At 38.7% G+C, this 17,581-nt stretch carries 11 protein-coding genes and 4 pseudogenes; 5 read left to right on the top strand and 10 right to left on the bottom strand.

The window, feature by feature from the left end; translation table 11 throughout:
- Nucleotides 1-227 (top strand): transposase (locus HT703_RS00820; protein ID WP_172929830.1); only part of this gene is annotated, 227 nt, incomplete at its 5' end.
- A 228-nt stretch (nt 228-455) separates the two neighbouring features.
- Nucleotides 456-641: pseudogene (locus tag HT703_RS00810) on the top strand (transposase); the annotation flags it as partial.
- Nucleotides 642-794: 153 nt separating this feature from the next.
- Here HT703_RS00810 and HT703_RS00805 read toward each other — a convergent pair.
- A complete protein-coding gene (locus tag HT703_RS00805) occupies nt 795-3,326 on the bottom strand; it encodes a DUF1542 domain-containing protein (protein WP_172929829.1) in 2,532 nt (843 codons plus the stop codon).
- 417 nt (nt 3,327-3,743) lie between these two features.
- Here HT703_RS00805 and HT703_RS00800 point away from each other — a divergent pair.
- Nucleotides 3,744-4,036, top strand: a pseudogene (locus tag HT703_RS00800) (ISNCY family transposase); the annotation flags it as partial.
- 407 nt (nt 4,037-4,443) lie between these two features.
- On the opposite strand, the gene kdpC reads toward HT703_RS00800, so the two are convergent.
- The 6 genes from kdpC to HT703_RS00770 all read right to left on the bottom strand — a co-directional run bounded on the left by kdpC (nt 4,444) and on the right by HT703_RS00770 (nt 12,742).
- Nucleotides 4,444-5,061 carry a potassium-transporting ATPase subunit KdpC gene (gene kdpC, locus HT703_RS00795; protein WP_001225808.1) on the bottom strand — a complete coding sequence of 206 codons (618 nt, stop codon included), beginning with the start codon at nt 5,059-5,061 and terminating at the stop codon, nt 4,444-4,446.
- A gap of 119 nt (nt 5,062-5,180) precedes the next feature.
- The gene (kdpB, locus tag HT703_RS00790) at nt 5,181-7,250 is read right to left on the bottom strand and encodes a potassium-transporting ATPase subunit KdpB (protein WP_014017221.1); all 2,070 of its coding nucleotides are present in this window, start codon (nt 7,248-7,250) and stop codon (nt 5,181-5,183) included.
- 8 nt (nt 7,251-7,258) lie between these two features.
- Nucleotides 7,259-9,004, bottom strand: coding sequence for a potassium-transporting ATPase subunit KdpA (locus HT703_RS00785; RefSeq protein WP_172929827.1), 1,746 nt, complete (start codon nt 9,002-9,004; stop codon nt 7,259-7,261).
- 12 nt (nt 9,005-9,016) lie between these two features.
- Nucleotides 9,017-9,094, bottom strand: coding sequence for a K(+)-transporting ATPase subunit F (gene kdpF / locus HT703_RS00780; protein ID WP_007285010.1), 78 nt, complete (start codon nt 9,092-9,094; stop codon nt 9,017-9,019).
- Nucleotides 9,095-9,393: 299 nt separating this feature from the next.
- Nucleotides 9,394-10,119 (bottom strand): response regulator transcription factor, encoded by a 726-nt coding sequence (locus tag HT703_RS00775; RefSeq protein WP_000787304.1) that lies wholly within the window; start codon nt 10,117-10,119, stop codon nt 9,394-9,396.
- A complete protein-coding gene (locus HT703_RS00770; protein WP_172929825.1) occupies nt 10,109-12,742 on the bottom strand; it encodes a sensor histidine kinase KdpD in 2,634 nt (877 codons plus the stop codon). The genes HT703_RS00775 and HT703_RS00770 overlap by 11 nt, the downstream gene beginning before the upstream one ends.
- 65 nt (nt 12,743-12,807) lie before the next feature.
- Between HT703_RS00770 and HT703_RS00765 the strand changes: the two are divergent.
- A pseudogene (locus tag HT703_RS00765) lies at nt 12,808-13,688 on the top strand (ISL3 family transposase); the annotation flags it as partial.
- A gap of 67 nt (nt 13,689-13,755) precedes the next feature.
- On the opposite strand, the gene lysS reads toward HT703_RS00765, so the two are convergent.
- The 3 genes from lysS to pyrF form a co-directional block, all read right to left on the bottom strand.
- Entirely contained in the window at nt 13,756-15,246 is a 1,491-nt protein-coding gene (gene lysS, locus HT703_RS00760) for a lysine--tRNA ligase (protein WP_050207953.1), read from the bottom strand.
- Between the two features lie 387 nt (nt 15,247-15,633).
- Nucleotides 15,634-16,266 (bottom strand): orotate phosphoribosyltransferase, encoded by a 633-nt coding sequence (gene pyrE / locus HT703_RS00755; protein WP_054392713.1) that lies wholly within the window; start codon nt 16,264-16,266, stop codon nt 15,634-15,636.
- Nucleotides 16,267-16,299: 33 nt separating this feature from the next.
- Nucleotides 16,300-17,001, bottom strand: coding sequence for an orotidine-5'-phosphate decarboxylase (gene pyrF / locus HT703_RS00750; protein ID WP_001866104.1), 702 nt, complete (start codon nt 16,999-17,001; stop codon nt 16,300-16,302).
- Between the two features lie 318 nt (nt 17,002-17,319).
- On the opposite strand from pyrF, the pseudogene HT703_RS12065 reads away from it, so the two are divergent.
- Nucleotides 17,320-17,544 (top strand): annotated as a pseudogene (locus HT703_RS12065) (IS30 family transposase); the annotation flags it as partial.
- Nucleotides 17,545-17,581: the final 37 nt, after the last annotated feature.

The following is a 17,581-nucleotide window of genomic DNA, read 5'->3' as shown; positions in this document are numbered from 1 at the left end:
TTCCAAGTAATATTGAGTTGGCTTTTATCCCACCTTATACACCAGAAATGAACCCTATTGAACAAGTCTGGAAAGAAATTCGAAAACGAGGTTTCAAAAATAAGGCTTTCCAAACATTGGAAGCCGTCATTGATAAGCTTCAAGAAGTTATTCAAGGACTGGAAAAAAGCGTTTTAAAGTCCACTGTCAGCAGACAATGGACAAGGTTGCTTTTTGAAAATAATTGAGTATAAAGGAATCTTTCGGTTTTTGACGACTCGCTTTTTCCTCTCTAAGTGTCCTTGTTCACGTAAGTTCTTTTCCCACGTGAAGAGAGTTCTGACGCCAACATCAAAAACCTTGGCTGCCTCGACATGGCTGTGCCCCTCTTTGATGTAATCTAATGCTCGCTGTTTAAAATCTGTACTAAAGGAAAGAAAACAAAGAAACGAGCCTGTGTCGAACTCAATCTTTCTGAAAGACAAATCAATGCCCTTCAACTACACTATTCTAACGCAAAATTGGAAGCCACTAATAATCTCATCAAGCTTATCAAGCGCAATGCCTTTGGTTTTCGGAACTTTGAAAACTTCAAAAAACGGATTTTTATCGCTCTTAACATCAAAAAAGAAAGGACAAAATTTGTCCTTTCTAGATCTTAGCTGACTTCCATCTACTACAGTTGGCAAAGAGGCTTCTTCACTATCCGCTATAGGGTGAGTATATCCAGCTAATGTGTAGATTACCCTAGTTCTTTTTAATTGATAAAAAATTGTGTATGTAAAAGCGATTGAGAATCAAATAGAATCATTTACTTAAGCTTCTTCATCATCTTTTTTCTTTTTAGAAAAGAGTAAACCGACTGCTCCAAAGATTGATAGAAGTCCTAGAGCAGCTGTAGTGCTATCTGATCGACTACCAGTATTAGGCAACATTGCTCTCGTTTGATACGATGTAGGCTGAGTTCCTGCTACTATATCTGATACATTCAAGGCTGCCGCTGCCGCAACTAAGTCATTCTGAGCTTTCTCAACTTCTGCTTGACTTGCACCTTCTTTAGCTGCTACAGCTTTTGCTGCTTTAAGAGCTTCGTCGTAGGCAGTACGCTTAGCTTGGTCTGCATTCGTGTACTTGGTGTCAGCTTTTGTTGCATCTTCTTTCGCAATTTCGGCTTTCAACTCATCTTTACTTGTTGCTTGTCCATTCAAGGCTGCCGCTGCCGCAACTAAGTCATTCTGAGCTTTCTCAACTTCTGCTTGACTTGCACCTTCTTTAGCTGCTACAGCTTTTGCCGCTGCAAGTGCTTGATCATAGGCAGTACGCTTAGCTTGGTCTGCATTCGTGTACTTGGCGTCAGCTTTTGTTGCATCTTCTTTCGCAATTTCAGCTTTCAACTCATCTTTACTTGTTGCTTGTCCATTCAAGGCTGCCGCTGCCGCAACTAAGTCATTCTTAGCTTGATCAATCTCTGCTTGACTTGCACCTTCTTTAGCTGCTACAGCTTTCGCTGCTTTAAGAGCTTCGTCGTAGGCAGTACGCTTAGCTTGGTCTGCATTCGTGTACTTGGCGTCAGCTTTTGTTGCATCTTCTTTCGCAATTTCGGCTTTCAACTCATCTTTACTTGTTGCTTGTCCATTCAAGGCTGCCGCTGCCGCAACTAAGTCATTCTTAGCTTTCTCAACTTCTGCTTGACTTGCACCTTCTTTAGCTGCTACAGCTTTCGCTGCTTTAAGAGCTTCGTCGTAGGCAGTACGCTTAGCTTGGTCTGCATTCGTATACTTGGCGTCAGCTTTTGTTGCATCTTCTTTCGCAATTTCGGCTTTCAACTCATCTTTACTTGTTGCTTGACCATTCAAGGCTGCCGCTGCCGCAACTAAGTCATTCTTAGCTTTCTCAACTTCTGCTTGACTTGCACCTTCTTTAGCTGCTACAGCTTTCGCCGCTTTAAGAGCTTCGTCGTAGGCAGTACGCTTAGCTTGGTCTGCATTCTGATACTTGTCAGATTCTTTCGTGCCAGATTCTTTACCAAGCTCGGCATTCAAGGCAGACTTAGTTGTACCGTTTTGCGGAACATCACGGATAGTGCTGTTACCTGTAGTTTTTTCTCTTTCTACGTCGTCTGCAGTGTTTGCGCTATCTACCCTGTCCTTAGCTTTTTGAAGAGCGTCGTTTACAGCTTCTTTTGCTGCATCTTTCTCTTCTTTCGTCAAGCTACCATCTCTATCAATAGCTGCAATCTTCGTGGTTGCTTCCTGTTCGAGAGCGTCCTTGGCATTTTGCTTAGTTGTACCGTTTTCTTCTTCTACTTTTTTCCTTTCTGCATCCTTAACATTCCACTCACTTTGCCTAATAAACAAATGTTCTTTGGGAATTTTGAGTTTAAGAAGCTCTGTGTTATCATTTCCAATTACTGTTAAATTAAAATTTTCACCGTACCCATCCATTGTCAATGCCATACGCTGTGCAGTAGGATGTTTATTAAAAATATCTAAGGTACCCAAGTCATCCGTAATTTCGTCTCTAAATACATTATCGCGCTTTCCACCTGTTTTCCCTGCTTCAGAAACTTTACGTTTTACCGTCGTATCACCCAATACCGGATCTGTATAATTAATAAATTTTTCAGTTTTAAGATTGGCATTCAACCATCTTTTTTTAGCATAAGGCCATCTTTGTGCAAGATATCCCTTATCATCATACTTTTCATCCGGCACAGGATCTTGATCAATACCATAGACATATCCTTCATCATGCAACCCTGAAGCCCGATATCCCCGATCTTGATCTATGGTTCTATCACTTCCAACAGGGCCACTCTGACTCGATCTGTTTACTGTATCTGGATTCTCCCCAACACTCCTAGCTCTTCTAGTGGGAGTACGCTGACTCGATCTGCTTACTGTATTTGGACCTTCCCCGGCACTTCGTTCACTTCCAGCAGGAGCATGCTGACCAGAGTTACTTGTCTCTTCAGCACTTCTATCACTTCCGCTAACGGCACTACTGTTGCTTCTATCTGACCCTTCAGAACTTTCCCCATTATTGCTTGATGGAGAAGCGTCCCTATCACTGCCAACAGGAGTACGCTGAACAGAATTACTTGTTTGATCAGCACTTCGCTCACTTCCATTCGAAGCTTCACTAGCTCCCTCCGCAGCTGGATCCGATTTAGGCTCAGAACTCTCAAGAGACACCTCTGTAGCATTTACTGTAGTATCCGCCTGAACAACACTAGCTCGTGCTCCTAAAAACATCAATGCGGCAACCGCGACACTGGCGGCACCAAAGTGGTACTTACGAATGGAGTAACGGAAGACCTTTTCTCTGTTACACTTTCTAAAATCCATAACTCTTTCTCCTTTAAAGATATGATTGAAGAGAACATGTCATTTTCCTCTTCGATTGACAATAATATATAAATAGCAACTTACGACTATTTACCCCACTGTATCTCCTATGAAGAATACACAGTCTAGCAGCAATTATACCACCCCCCCCCCCCGAATTTTGCAAGGAAAAACATTTGATTTTTTAGGTTTTGTAATTCGAATGTGATAATGTCTTTAGTAAATCGAACGTGAAAATGTCCCATTTGATAAAATAGTCGTATGAAAAGGATCCAACTGAATATGAATGAAACGAAAAAATATCTTGTGATAAAAGCTATAGACCAAGGAAAGAAAACAAATAATCGAGCCTGTGTCGAACTGAACCTTTCTAAAAGACAAAGCAATCGTCTGCTACTAGCCTATCAACAGAAAGGAAAAGAAGTCTATTTCAGCAGAAAGACGAAAGTATTCGTTATAAAAGAAGTTGACGGTGACATCTACCTCAATATCGCTGACAAGATCTATCACACAAAGGAGCTACTAGTTCATGAACTCTATTCGAAAAACTTTGAATCAGAACCAGAACAAAAAAAGAAAGACGCAAGTATGTCCCTCCACAAACCCATCCGTGGAAACTCACATCTTTCAAACAATATCTTCAGAAAAATAAAAAGGATTATGAAGAGTTTACTAGTGAGGAGCTTCATTCTCCTCAGCTACAAGTATAATCTATTTCTCGCTAAATGGGAAGCTGTTCCTTAAAGGAAATCACTCTATCCCTTACATTTAGGAGAGAGAAAGTAAGGAGTCTAAGACAAGCATTTCATTTGACAAAACAGCTTCAAGGGTTCCTCGTATCAAATAAAATCAAAATAATTGCCCTCAATCTCACCATTTTTTTGGGACATCATCACTTTCGATTGACAATTCTTCAGTGAAATGAGTTTGTCACAAATCTCAAACCAGCTAAAAGTAGTTCATAAATAAATGCCAACTTCCTTTCTCTATCTGTAAGATACTCATCAGATTATATAGTCTAGGAAGTAAGAGTTCTTTTTTATCCCTTTTTTTGTAATAGGCGTACCTCTCACTACTAATTACTTGCAATAATACCCGTATAACTTTTACAGCGGTGTTAGTTCAGTTCCTTCATAATATCGATGTTAACTTTTAACACAGACACCCTATCTTCACCTAGAAATCCAAAAATTTTTGTTACTGTATGCTTGTCAATGATTTCTTCCAGTCTAGGCAAGCTAATACCTGTTGTCTTAGAAATACGGGGGAGTTGTAGTTTAGCACTTTCTGGACTGATTTCTGGATCCAATCCCGAAGCCGATGTTGTTACCAAATCAGCAGGGATATCTCTGATTGAAATAGTTGGGTTTTCTTCTATGAGAAGAGACAGTTCCTTTTGAACACGTACTTTTAGTTCAGGATTACTAGGAGCCAGATTTTGGGAACCAGAAGTAATATCCCGCCTTTGTCCACTTGGGTCTCCTTCGCTAAGGTAGGTATTATACTGAATAGCAGATGGTCTACCATGCAGAAAAGCAGCTGACGAAAATTCTTGCCCAATTAAAGCCGATCCAATAAGCTTCCCATCCTGCTTAATTTGACTACCATTGGCTTGAACAGGAAAAATAAACTGCCCTAATCCGGTAATCAGCAAAGGGTAAAATAATCCACAAACCGCCCCAAATAAAAGACTTAGTCGGACAGAACGTCTGATATGTATAAATATTTTTCTCATGATTGTTATTCATTCCTTTCATGTTCAACCCAAGGAAAAGACACTGATTCTTTTAAACGTAAAGCAATGTAGATAAGTTTCAATCTTATTCCTCTAAATATTATATTAAACTAATCTTATCAGGATAAACCCAATAGATACAATAATGGAGTAATACTCATATCAATGATTTTAATTCCAATAAACGGGATGAAGACTCCACCCAAACCATAAATCAGCATGTTATGAGCCAAAACTTTTTCTGACCTTTGAGGCTTATAAGAAACTCCTTTCATCGCAATCGGAATTAGAAGAGGAATAATAATGGCATTGAAAATCAGAGCCGATAAAATTGCGCTGGAAGACGTTGATAATGACATGATATTTAACGATTGCATTTGGGGGATACTGGGCATAAAAATAGCTGGAATAATGGCAAAGTATTTGGCAATATCATTAGCAATTGAAAAAGTGGTTAAAGCTCCTCGCGTCATTAATAATTGCTTTCCAATTTCAACGATATCCAGAATCTTGGTTGGATCGCTATCTAAATCCACCATATTAGCAGCTTCTTTAGCAGCACTTGTTCCAGAATTCATAGCAATACCGACATCTGCCTGAGCTAGTGCTGGGGCATCATTAGTCCCATCTCCTGTCATCGCAACAACTTTTCCTAAGCGTTGTTCTTTTTTAATAGCTTCAATTTTATCTTCTGGCTTGCATTCAGCGATAAAGCTATCAACGCCTGCTTCTTGAGCTATGGTCGCAGCGGTAAGAGGATTATCACCGGTACACATAATAGTTTTAATTCCCATTGCCCGTAGGCGAGCAAAACGCTCAACTAAACCTGGTTTGATGGTATCCTTGAGAGCAATCACTCCCAAAATATTCTGCCCCTCCACTACTGCCAGTGGAGTTCCCCCAGCTGAAGCAATTCTTTCACTGATAGACTTCAAATCTTTCGGAATCACACCACCTTTACCTTTAATATAGCGACTTATAGCATCTGTGGCACCCTTACGTATCATTCCCCCATCAACAAAGTCTATCCCACTCATTCGTGTTTGAGCAGTAAAATCAATAAAGGTCATATCTTCAGAAATAGGAGGAATACTTGCCCCATATTCTTTAGCAAGCTTAACAATTGATTTTCCTTCCGGTGTATCATCCTGTAGAGAACTTAGCATAGCTGCTCTTATTAAAGACTCTTGACTAACACCATCTACAGGAACAAAATGAGCAGCCATACGATTTCCAAAGGTAATGGTTCCTGTTTTGTCCAAAATCATAGTATCCACATCACCACTAGACTCCACTGCTTTTCCTGACATAGCAATCACATTAAACCGTGTAACGCGATCCATACCTGCAATTCCAATTGCTGACAGCAGACCTCCAATTGTTGTTGGAATTAAACATACGGTCAATGCCACAAGAGTAGTAACTGTAATCTTTATGTGCAAAGCGCTAGCAATCGGGTACAAACTTCCAATTACCATTAAGAATATAATTGTTAAGCTAACTAGCAAAGTATTCAAGGCAATTTCATTAGGGGTTTTTTGCCGAGAAGCACCCTCTACCAAGGAAATCATTTTGTCCAAGAAAGACTCCCCAGCACGTGAGGTCATTTTCAACTTAAGCCAGTCACTAGCAAGAGTTGTCCCTCCTGTTACAAAAGCAAAATCACCACCAGGTTCTTTGATCACCGGAGCTGACTCTCCTGTAATAGCTGATTCGTCTACAGAAGCAATTCCTTCAATAACTTCACCGTCACCAGGAATTAATTCTCCTACCTTAACCAGAACGATATCTCCTTTTTGCAAGGCTGTGGCCTCAATAGTTTCTTCAAGAAGGGTCTGACCATCATTGTCAAAATAGAGTCGTCTAGCTGTCATATTTTCTTGCGTCTTTTTTAAACTTTCAGCCTGTGCTTTTCCTCTTCCTTCCGCAATGGATTCAGCAAAATTAGAAAATAATAAAGTTAAAAATAAGATCACTGCTACTATGCCATTATACAATTGACTACTTTGGCTATCTTGTTGAGCATCAACGGGGATAATTGTTAAAAAGAAGGTCAGAACAAAACCAACTTCAACTACAAACATTACTGGATTTTTAATCATGTAACTAGGGCGAAGTTTTACGACCGCTCCTTTAAGGGAACTGAGTAGTATCTTTTGTGTCAGAAAGTAAGTTTTCTTTGAAATCATAATAAACCTCATTGAGTTAGAAATTCAGCTAAAGGTCCTAGTACAAGGACTGGTAAGAAAGTTAAGGCTGATATAATCAACACTATCACACCTAAAATAATGGCAAAAGTCCCCGTATCTGTTTTTAAAGAACCTAGGGAATCATTCACATGTTGCTTAGTCATTAACGAACCAGCAATCGATAGCTGAAGAATCAAAGTCACATAGCGTCCAAAAAACATAGCTAATCCTGTAGATATATTCCAGAATAAAGTATTGTCTTTTAGTCCTTCAAATCCCGATCCGTTGTTAGCAGAAGCTGAGGTAAATTGATAAATCACTTGTGATAAAGAATGAAATCCTGGATTGGTAACACTGTTAAATCCTGCTGGCAATGAGACAGCTACTGCTGAAAAACCTAGAATAATCATAGGGTGAACCATGATGGCTAAAGCAATTAAAGTCATTTCTTTACCTTCAATTTTTTTTCCTAAATAAACAGGTGCACGCCCAATCATTAATCCACAAATAAAAACAGTAAGAAGAACGTACAGCATCATATTCATTATTCCTACACCTTTACCGCCAAATATAACATTGAGCATCATGTTAATCATAGCTACTCCACCACTTAGAGGAGTCAAAGTATCGTGCATATTATTCACGGAACCCGTTGTAAAAGCCGTTGTTATTTCTGTAAATAGACCAGACATTGGAATACCGAACCTAACTTCTTTACCTTCCATACTTCCCATTGATTGATTCAAACCCAATTGATGCAAGACAGGATTTCCTCTACTTTCTGACCAAACAATAATGGATAAACCAACAAAAAATAAGAATAGCATAACCATCAGAAGCGGTCTTGCCTGTCCTCCTAGTTTAATAAACGTAGATTTAGTGGACTTATAAGAAACTTTCTGTACAGATTCAAAGGGATGATCTTCCTTTTTCCTAGATGAAACCATATGACCAAAAACAACTACCATAGAACCTGGTAACAACATCATAGATAGCATTTCAATAATATTTGTGATTACATTAGGGTTTTCAAAGGGAGTTGCTGAATTTGCTGCAAAAAAACCACCACCGTTGGTTCCCAAGTGTTTAATAATTTCAAGAGAAGCGACCGGTCCCATTATAAGACCTTGTAAATTGCCCTCCAAAGTAGTCGCATATAACTCTTTTGATAGTGTTTGGGGAACCCCCTGTGAAATAAGTAACAAAGAGCCTATTATTGAAAAAGGAAGCAACACTCGAGTAATCACCCGAACAAAGTCAACATAGAAATTCCCCATGTCTTGATACTTGCCTGATACACCTCTGATAAAAGCCATAGCAGCAGCATAGCCTGAAGCAGCTGAGGTAAACATCATAAAAGTAATGACAACCATCTGACTAAAAAAAGACAAATCCCTCTCACCAGCATAATTTTGTAAATTAGAATTGGTGATAAAAGATATGACTGTATTGAAACTCAGGCTTGATTCTAATGAACCAACACGGGTGGGGTTCAAAAAGAAAAAGGCCTGTGTTCTTAGGATTACATAAGCCACTAGAGCCATAACAGCATTAGTTAAAATAAGGGCTACAGCATACTCCTTCCAAGTCATTCCTTTTTTGTCCACATCAAGCAACTTATAAATCCACCTATCAATAGGATCCATAATGGGATCTGCAAAAGTTTTTTGCTGGCTAGCTATATGGTAAAGATACTTTCCAGTTGGTAATATAATAATACAAGCCAGTACTAAGACAAATATGATTTGTAACATCTCACATTCCTCCTAAAATCTCTCCGGGTGTAACAGAGCATAAAATAAATAACAGATTAATAAACCAAAAATTATTCCTAATACTATCATAGTACACTCTCCCTCTAATCACCTTTAAGGTGCTTATCACACCAAACAATAAAACCAATCATTAACAAAAAAATAAAAAATAAAACTAGAAACATTATGAAATCTACTAGCATTGTATCCTCCTTCAAGAATATAATCATTCTACCACGAAAAGTATAAAAATGATATAAAGATTACGGATATAAAATAAAGATTATATAAAGATTGTCTCCTAAAATAACCTAAGACAACCTATCCTAAGACTTGTTTCAAATAGCTGCCAAGAAATTACAAATCAGGTGAATAAAATTCTTTTTGGATTATTTGTCATCATAATTTTCAATCTTAATCATACGATAACCGATACCAATATGAGTTTGAACCATTTTAGAGTAACCCAATCCTAATTCGATTTTTTTTCGCAATGTATTAACAAAAACTCTCAAAGCAGAAAAATCTTCCTCATAATATCCCCAAATTTCCTTGACAATAAAACGATAAGTCAACACTCTATCAACATTCTCTGATAGAAGACAAAGCAACTTATACTCAATCGGGGTTAAGTGAATTTCTTGGTTATTAACAAATACACGATTAGATAAAAAATCAACATGTAGCCAGCCATTAGTAAAAGATGATTTTTCAGAATTACCGTCACTTTGTTGATTAATCTGCTTTGACCTCCTAAGACTAACTCTTAACCGAGCGAAAAGCTCATCAATGCTAAAGGGTTTCGTCAAATAATCATCTGCCCCAGCATCAAGTGCATCAATCTTGTCACTTTCTTCTCCACGTGCACTAACAACAATAACAGGTAGCTGTGAAAAGCTACGAATCTTGTCAATAATGTCTTTACCATCCATATCTGGCAAACCCAAATCCAATAATAATAAATCTGGAAATTGCGAAATGATCTGACGCAAAGCTTCCTCTCCAGTCCGAACTGATACATAATGATAACCTTCAACTTCCATTGCTAAGGATAAAAGTCTGTTAACGGAAGAGTCATCTTCACAAATTAAAATCTTAACATTTTCATTTTTCATGTAATACATTCACCTCCGCTAGTGGTAGTGTAAATCCAAAGATAACTCCTTTAGGAGTATTGTCATGGACGTAAATAGTCCCCCCATGTGCTGTAATAATACTCTTACATAAAGATAGTCCTATACCTAGGCCTCTTTTACCATCGGATGCCAAATTTTCTGATGTATAAAAAAGGTCAAAAATCTTTTCTTTTGCTTGATCGTTAATACCAGGACCATCGTCAGAAACCTCAACCACCAGGTTCTGATCCTTTCTATTACTCGTCAATGTAATTAAAGATCCTTCATGCGTATATTTAACTGCATTGTTAATGATATTAACCAGTACTTGCACAATCAAGGGAGCATCCATTTTAGCTATTAATAAATCATCTGATAAAATTAAAACAAAGTCATGATTCTTAATATGTTGATCCACATGTTTCAAAGCTTCTTCAATCAACTCATCGAAAACATTTATTCTTAATGAAAGAGTAGTATCATTATCCAATTTAGTAATTGACAATAAATTTTCAATCAGATTAATCAACCACATAGAGTCATCGTAAATATAGGCAGCTAATTCTATCATACGCTGTTTCTCCATAATTCCCCCCGTCTCCATCATTAATTTAGACTGACCTGATATGCTTGTAAGTGGAGTTCTCAAATCATGTGAGATTCCCCTTAACAAATCAACCCTTAACTGTTCTTTTTGTATTTTAAGTTCCATTTTTTGTTGTTCTTCGCGTAATGCTTCTTTTTCTAATGCCAAGGATGCCTCTCCTAAAACAGTTAGAATAACAGATTTTTCAAACAGGTCAATCATTGTTTTATCCTCTATTAAAATACCAATAATAGCAAAAACAGAATCTTTACCTCTGACAGATAAATACAGAAATTTAGCAGCAGACAAGGTGTTTGTTGTTGCTCCAGCTTGTTTATTATTATATAAAACCCACTCAACCACTCCTCGCTCATTGTACTGATAGTAATCAGCTAAGGTCCTCAAAGAATGACTGGTAGGGAAATATTTCGGCGTCTCCAAAGTACCACCTGTTACAGGATAAATCACCACATCACTATTCAATAATTTTTTGACTTGAATAGCTAGTTCTTCTAAAATAGAAGGAATAGAGTCTGCCTGAGATAATCCTCTATTTGTTTGTAGTAACAACTCTGTTAGATAAGATTTTTCAGTAGATAATCTTGCCTGCTCTTGAATCCTTTTTATGAGACTAGAAGTAATCAGACCAGTAATTAACATAATAGCAAAAGTCATAGGATAAGTAGGATTAAAAGAAGTAAAAGTGTAGTAGGGGGCCACAACAAAGTAATTAAAACAAAGAACTGATAAAATAGAAGAAATCACACTATAAAGTTTTCCTTTTGTCCAAACAGCATTTATTTGAACACTTAATATATATATTATTATAATGTTGTTGGTACTGAGATTCCAGAAACGAAATAAAAGACCTGTTAAGGTTACTAGCAACAATACCACCAGTGTTTTAACCAAATCACTGAAAGAAAATTGCCATTTAGAAAACCAAGAAGGCAACGAGAGCTTACCAACCGAAGTCTCTTTTTTTCCTCTAGTATTATGGACTACAAACATATCCAAATCAGGAACATTCTTACTAAGAACTTCCACAATATTTTCTTTAGGCCAAATAGTTCTGGAGCCACTTTTTCCGACTACTAACTTAGAAACACGGCTCAATTTTGCGTAATCAGCAATCTGCTTGGTCACATTATTATAATCCATAACTGTCACCTTAGCTCCCAACCGCTCTGCCAATTCCAAGTTCTGATGTAACTCCTGATTAGTCAGTTCCCTATCTAAACTACCAATATACAGGGCTGTAAAGTCTGCATTAAGAGCACTTGCTAATCTTGAAGCAGCGCGAATGACATGTGAAGAGGAGGGAGAGGGTGACACACAGACCAAGACATGTTCCTTGGTCACAATACTATCTTTAACTTTTTTTCCTCGAAAAGCACTTCCATTAATCTGATCAGCTGCTTTGCGCAAAGCGATTTCTCTCAAAGATATTAACTTTTCTTCAGTAAAAAAGTGACGCTTGGCCAATTTAGCTTGCGATTTAGAATAAATTTTGCCTTTATCCAATCGTTCAAGTAAATCTGATGGGTCAATATCTACAAGTTCAATCTGATCAGCCTGATCAAAAATAGCATCTGGAATTATCTCATTAACTTGAATCCCTGTAATAGCTTCAATCACATCGTTTAAACTTTCAATATGTTGGACATTTACAGTAGTATAGACATCAATCCCTGCATAAAGCAGTTCCTTAATATCTTGGTACCTCTTTTTATTACGTGACTCAAAACAGTTAGTATGAGCCAATTCATCCACTAAAATAATGCGTGGTTGACGCCTTAAAGCAGTATCAATATCAAACTCATTTAAGGTGATACCTTTATATTTTATTGTTTTAGGAGATAATTGCTCAAGACCAATCAGTAAAGCCATAGTCTCAGGTCGATTATGAGGTTCAATGTAACCTACTACCACATCTACTCCAGCTTTTTGAGCTCGCTGCGCTTCTCTAAGCATAGCATAGGTTTTTCCAACTCCTGCAGCATAACCAAAATAAATTCTTAACGCCCCTGTTTTCATAACATCACCTTAGTTAACCCAACCTTTTGTAGTAAAATCATTTATCAGAAGTCATTATAACCTAATTTTATTTTTTTTACAATAGCCTTCCTGAGATTATATCATGGGACGAGTATGAGTTCACCAAGGGAAAGATGAGTTTCATTGCGCAAGATTTTAACAAGCTCAATATCATCACTGTTCTTGAGGGTAGAACACAAGCTGTCATTCGTAATCACTTTCTTAAGTATGATAGAGCCGTCCGATGTCGCGTCAAAATTATTACTATGGATATGTTTAGTCCTTACTATGACTTGGCTAAACAGCTTCGCTTTCGAATTTCTAGGCTCAGGCTGAAACATCTCCCAGACTGTTTCACTCCCTAATGCAAAAATTGTTCTTGATCGTTTTCACATTGTGCAACATCTAAGCCGTGCTATGAGTCGTGTCCGTGTCCAAATCATGAATCAATTGGATCGAAAGTCTCATGAATACAAGGCTATCAAGCTCTACTGGAAGCTCATCCAGCAAGATAGTCGTAAACTCAGCGATAAACGATTTTATCGCCCTACTTTTCGTATGCACTTGACCAATAAAAAAAATTCTAGATAGACTTTTGAGCTATTCAGAAGACTTGAAACACCACTATGATTTCTACCAGCTCTTGATTTTTCACTTTCAGAATAAGGAGCCTGACAGATTTTTCGGACTTATTGAAGACAATCTTAAGCAGGTTCATCCTCTTTTTCAGACTTTCTTTAAAACCTTCCTCAAAGATAAAGAGAAGATTGTCAACGCCCTTCAACTACACTATTCTAACGCCAAATTAGAAGCAACCAATAATCTCATCAAACTCATCAAACGCAACGCCTTTGGTTTCCGGAACTTTGAAAACTTCAAAAAAACGATTTTCATCGCTCTGAACATCAAAAAAGAAAGGACGAAATGTGTCCTTTCTAGATATTAGCTGACTTCAACCCACTACAGTTGACAAAGAGCCAAAAATCCCCTGGCAAGTACCAGAGGATAAGAGCTTATTTCATTGTTGGGAAGAGCAATACATCACGGATAGTAGTTGTATCAGTGAGAAGCATGCAGAGACGGTCGATACCGATTCCCAAACCACCTGTTGGTGGCATACCATATTCAAGAGCCTCGATGTAGTCATAGTCGATACCGGTCGCTTCATCGTCACCAAGTTCTTTTGCTTTTGCTTGGGCTTCAAAACGACTAAGCTGGTCGATTGGATCGTTGAGCTCAGTAAAGGCATTACCGTACTCCTTAGTCATGATGAAGAGCTCAAAACGGTCAGTAAAGCGTTGGTCTTCAGGGTTCTTCTTAGCCAGTGGAGATACAGCTACTGGATGTCCATAGACAAAGGTTGGTTGGATTAAAGTTTCTTCAACAAACTCTTCAAAGAAGGCATTGATGATGTGACCAACCTCAGTATAGTGTTTCTCAACTGGAACTTTCTTCTCAGCAGCGATAGCCTTAGCTTCTTCCAAAGTCATATCTTGCCAGAAATCTACACCAGTAATTTCTTTGATAGCATCCACCATGTGAACACGTTTAAATGGTTCGTTGATTTTGATTTCAGTTCCTTGGTAGTTGACTGGGCCGTCGCCCTTAACTGATTTAGCAGCATGTTGGATAATGCCTTCCGTCAAGTCCATGATATCTTGGAAGTCTGCGTATGCTTGGTAAACTTCGATAGAAGTGAACTCAGGGTTGTGAGTAGCATCCATTCCTTCGTTACGGAAGATACGGCCAATTTCATAGACGCGTTCCATACCACCCACGATAAGGCGTTTCAAGTGAAGCTCAGTCGCGATACGAAGCACCATGTCAATGTTTTGGGCATTGTGGTGAGTGATAAATGGACGGGCAGAGGCACCACCAGCTTCGTTGTGAAGAACAGGTGTTTCCACTTCAAGGAAACCTTTTTGGTCAAGGTAACGACGAATTTCAGAGATGATTTTTGAACGAGTGACAAAGCGTTCAAAGCTTTCACGGTTAGAAATCAAGTCAAGGTAACGTTTACGGTAAATTGTTTCAACGTCTGTCAAACCATGGAATTTCTCAGGAAGAGGACGAAGGGCCTTAGACAAGTGTGTGATGTGAGTAGCCTTGATAGAGAGTTCTCCCATATCCGTACGCATCACTTCACCTTCGACACCAAGGAAGTCACCAAGGTCTGCTTTTTTGAAGATTTCGTAGTTTTCTTCACCGACAGCATCCTTACGAACGTAAATCTGGATTTGACCTTCGCGGTCTTGAAGGTGGGCAAAACCTACTTTACCTTTACCACGTTTGGTTACCAAGCGTCCTGCGATAGTAGCTGTTTCGTTTTTATCGTGTAATTGTTCTTTATCGAGGTCAGCAAATTTATCTTTTAATTCTTGTGAATTTGCAGTGCGTTCAAAGCGTTTTCCAAAGGGATCGATTCCTTGTTCACGGAGCGCAGCCATTTTTTCACGGCGAACGATCTGCTGGTCATTTAGTTCTTCCATATGTTCTGTAGACATGGGATCCTCCTAGTTTTACTCAAAATTGAATACGATGAGTCATTTTTTGCGATACTCCCATTTTATCATAAATAAGCAAGAAATTCACGGATAATCTTTCAAAACTAAAAAGAACCTGACGCTAAGATCACTGAGCCAAATCACTGAAAAGACTGGGATAAGCAAGAAATTCCAACATCTCAGAAAAGGGATTTGACAATATTTATGGATTACACTTTAACCCTTGTAACTTTCATGACGTGTGCTACTTTTTATATGAGAGCAAGCCAAGCAAATCTAAAGCTGAAACAATTGACGTAAAAAAACATTAACAACTTGAATCTTGTCATTCATACACCTGATATGACAGAATAGTATAATTTTTAACCTTTTAGTCTTTTGATTTTTTTACACCTCTTGCCAATTTTCTTGGTCTTCCTTAAAGCGTTTTAGAAGGTCGAGTCCTTCTGGCGTGATATAGCCTTCTTCTTGGGCTAGGTGGATGAGTTCACTGTAGTTAGAAAGCGTCACCAATTTCACACCAGCATCTGCAAAGTTCTTATCTGCTTTTGGCAATTGGTAACTAAAAATCGCTACAACTCCAAGTACATCTGCTCCTTCTCGCTTGGCTGCTGCTACAGCTTCAAGAACTGAACCACCCGTTGAAATAAGGTCTTCAACCACTACCATTTTTTGACCTTGAGCTACGCGACCTTCGATTTGATTACCAGCTCCGTGGTCTTTTGGTTTGCTACGGATGTAGGCAAAAGGCAAGTCCATCTTATCAGCAATAATGGCTCCGTGTGGAATCCCTGCTGTTGCAGTTCCTGCAATCACTTCTACTTCAGGAAAGGCTTCTTTGATAGCTTCCACAAAACCATTTTCAATTAGGGTACGAGTTTCTGGATAGGCTAGTGTCACACGATTATCAGTGTAAATCGGTGACTTGATACCAGATGCCCAAGTGAAGGGTTCCTCTGGTTTGAGGTAAACGGCTTGGATTTTCAAGAGGTGGCTAGCGATATCTTTAGCAAGTGTCATGGTATTCTCCTTTTATTTTTCTAATCTAGTTCTTTAATTCCAGTCCTGTGTCCATTCATCCTTGATGGCATGATAAGCTGCAACAGGATCCTCAGCTTGGGTAATGGGACGTCCCACTACGATATAGTCACTGCCGATTTGATAGGCATCAGCAGGTGTCATGACTCGTTTTTGATCTCCAACTGCAACACCAGCTGGACGAATCCCTGGTGTCAGACAGATAAAATCTGGATTGGTAGCCTGCTTGATGACTTGTACTTCCTGAGCCGAGCAAACAACACCATCCAAGCCAGCTTCAGCTGTCTTCTTGGCATAGTGAATCACAGACTCTTGCAGACTGGTTTGGATATTTTGAAACTCCTGCATCTGAGCTTCTGACGTTGATGTGAGCTGAGTTACAGCGATCAATTTAGCTTGACTTCCAAGACCTTCACGCGCAGCCTTCATCATCTCTACACCACCAGCCGCATGAACATTGGTCATATCCACACCAAGCTGAGATAGGATCTTCATGGCTGACTTGACTGTATTAGGAATGTCATGAAGTTTGAGATCCAAAAAGACACTATGACCCAAACCTTTTAAGTAGGACACAATCTCAGGCCCCGCTGCGTAATAAAGCTCCATCCCTACCTTGAGATAAAGGCTTTCTTCTGCTGGGAAAAGAGCTAAAAATTCCTTGACCGCCTCAAAACTAGGAAAATCAAGAGCAATGATTGAACGATGTTCTCGCATAGGTTTCTCCTTTTACCTTTACTAGTGAGAGAGTCTGGCCAACAGAAGCCACGAAAAAAGGAACCTGCCAACAGCAAGGTTCCACGAAAAATGGGTAGTCTCCACCCTTTCACCGTCTAACCTTAGCTGCCTCTCTGGACTGCTTTAAAGGTTTTCTATTATTCTATTATTTCTACTAGCACTTGTCAAGTAAAAACAGCTAAATCCATGTTGACTGCTATTGAACACCTCACAAGACTCTTTCCAAAAGAATAGTTAAAGACTTTCACTTCGGACAGAGAAAAAGAGTTTGCTTGTTACCCTTTAATTGAACAAATGGGAATTCTGTTTTATTTTGCGGATGCCTATTCATCTTGGCAAAGGGGAAGTAATGAGAATGCGAATGGACTTCTTCGTGGGTATTTTCTTAAACCGATTTGGCAACAATTACCGAAAAAATCCTTAATGATGCTTTGCTAGCTTATTAATCACCGTCCCCAAAAATACTTGGATTACAAGACAGGTTTTGAAGCACTTTTTGAAGCACTTATAGAGGAGATTTAAAAATGTTGCATTTTTTATTGCAATTTATCCGTTATCT

Origin of the sequence: Streptococcus sp. 3874 (genome assembly GCF_013276425.1) — a bacterium.
Lineage (GTDB): Bacteria > Bacillota > Bacilli > Lactobacillales > Streptococcaceae > Streptococcus > Streptococcus pseudopneumoniae.
The sequence above is the reverse complement of the archived record's forward strand: the minus strand, read 5'-3'. Positions and strand labels throughout refer to the sequence as shown.

What these genes read in the sequence shown, in the direction of transcription:
- HT703_RS00805 (WP_172929829.1), bottom strand. Translation starts at nt 3,326, where the DNA reads ATGGATTTTAGAAAGTGTAACAGAGAAAAGGTCTTCCGTTACTCCATT.
- pyrF (WP_001866104.1), bottom strand. Translation starts at nt 17,001, where the DNA reads ATGCGAGAACATCGTTCAATCATTGCTCTTGATTTTCCTAGTTTTGAG.
- kdpB (WP_014017221.1), bottom strand. Translation starts at nt 7,250, where the DNA reads ATGATTTCAAAGAAAACTTACTTTCTGACACAAAAGATACTACTCAGT.
- HT703_RS00770 (WP_172929825.1), bottom strand. Translation starts at nt 12,742, where the DNA reads ATGAAAACAGGGGCGTTAAGAATTTATTTTGGTTATGCTGCAGGAGTT.
- kdpC (WP_001225808.1), bottom strand. Translation starts at nt 5,061, where the DNA reads ATGAGAAAAATATTTATACATATCAGACGTTCTGTCCGACTAAGTCTT.
- HT703_RS00775 (WP_000787304.1), bottom strand. Translation starts at nt 10,119, where the DNA reads ATGAAAAATGAAAATGTTAAGATTTTAATTTGTGAAGATGACTCTTCC.
- kdpF (WP_007285010.1), bottom strand. Translation starts at nt 9,094, where the DNA reads ATGATAGTATTAGGAATAATTTTTGGTTTATTAATCTGTTATTTATTT.
- lysS (WP_050207953.1), bottom strand. Translation starts at nt 15,246, where the DNA reads ATGTCTACAGAACATATGGAAGAACTAAATGACCAGCAGATCGTTCGC.
- pyrE (WP_054392713.1), bottom strand. Translation starts at nt 16,266, where the DNA reads ATGACACTTGCTAAAGATATCGCTAGCCACCTCTTGAAAATCCAAGCC.
- HT703_RS00785 (WP_172929827.1), bottom strand. Translation starts at nt 9,004, where the DNA reads ATGTTACAAATCATATTTGTCTTAGTACTGGCTTGTATTATTATATTA.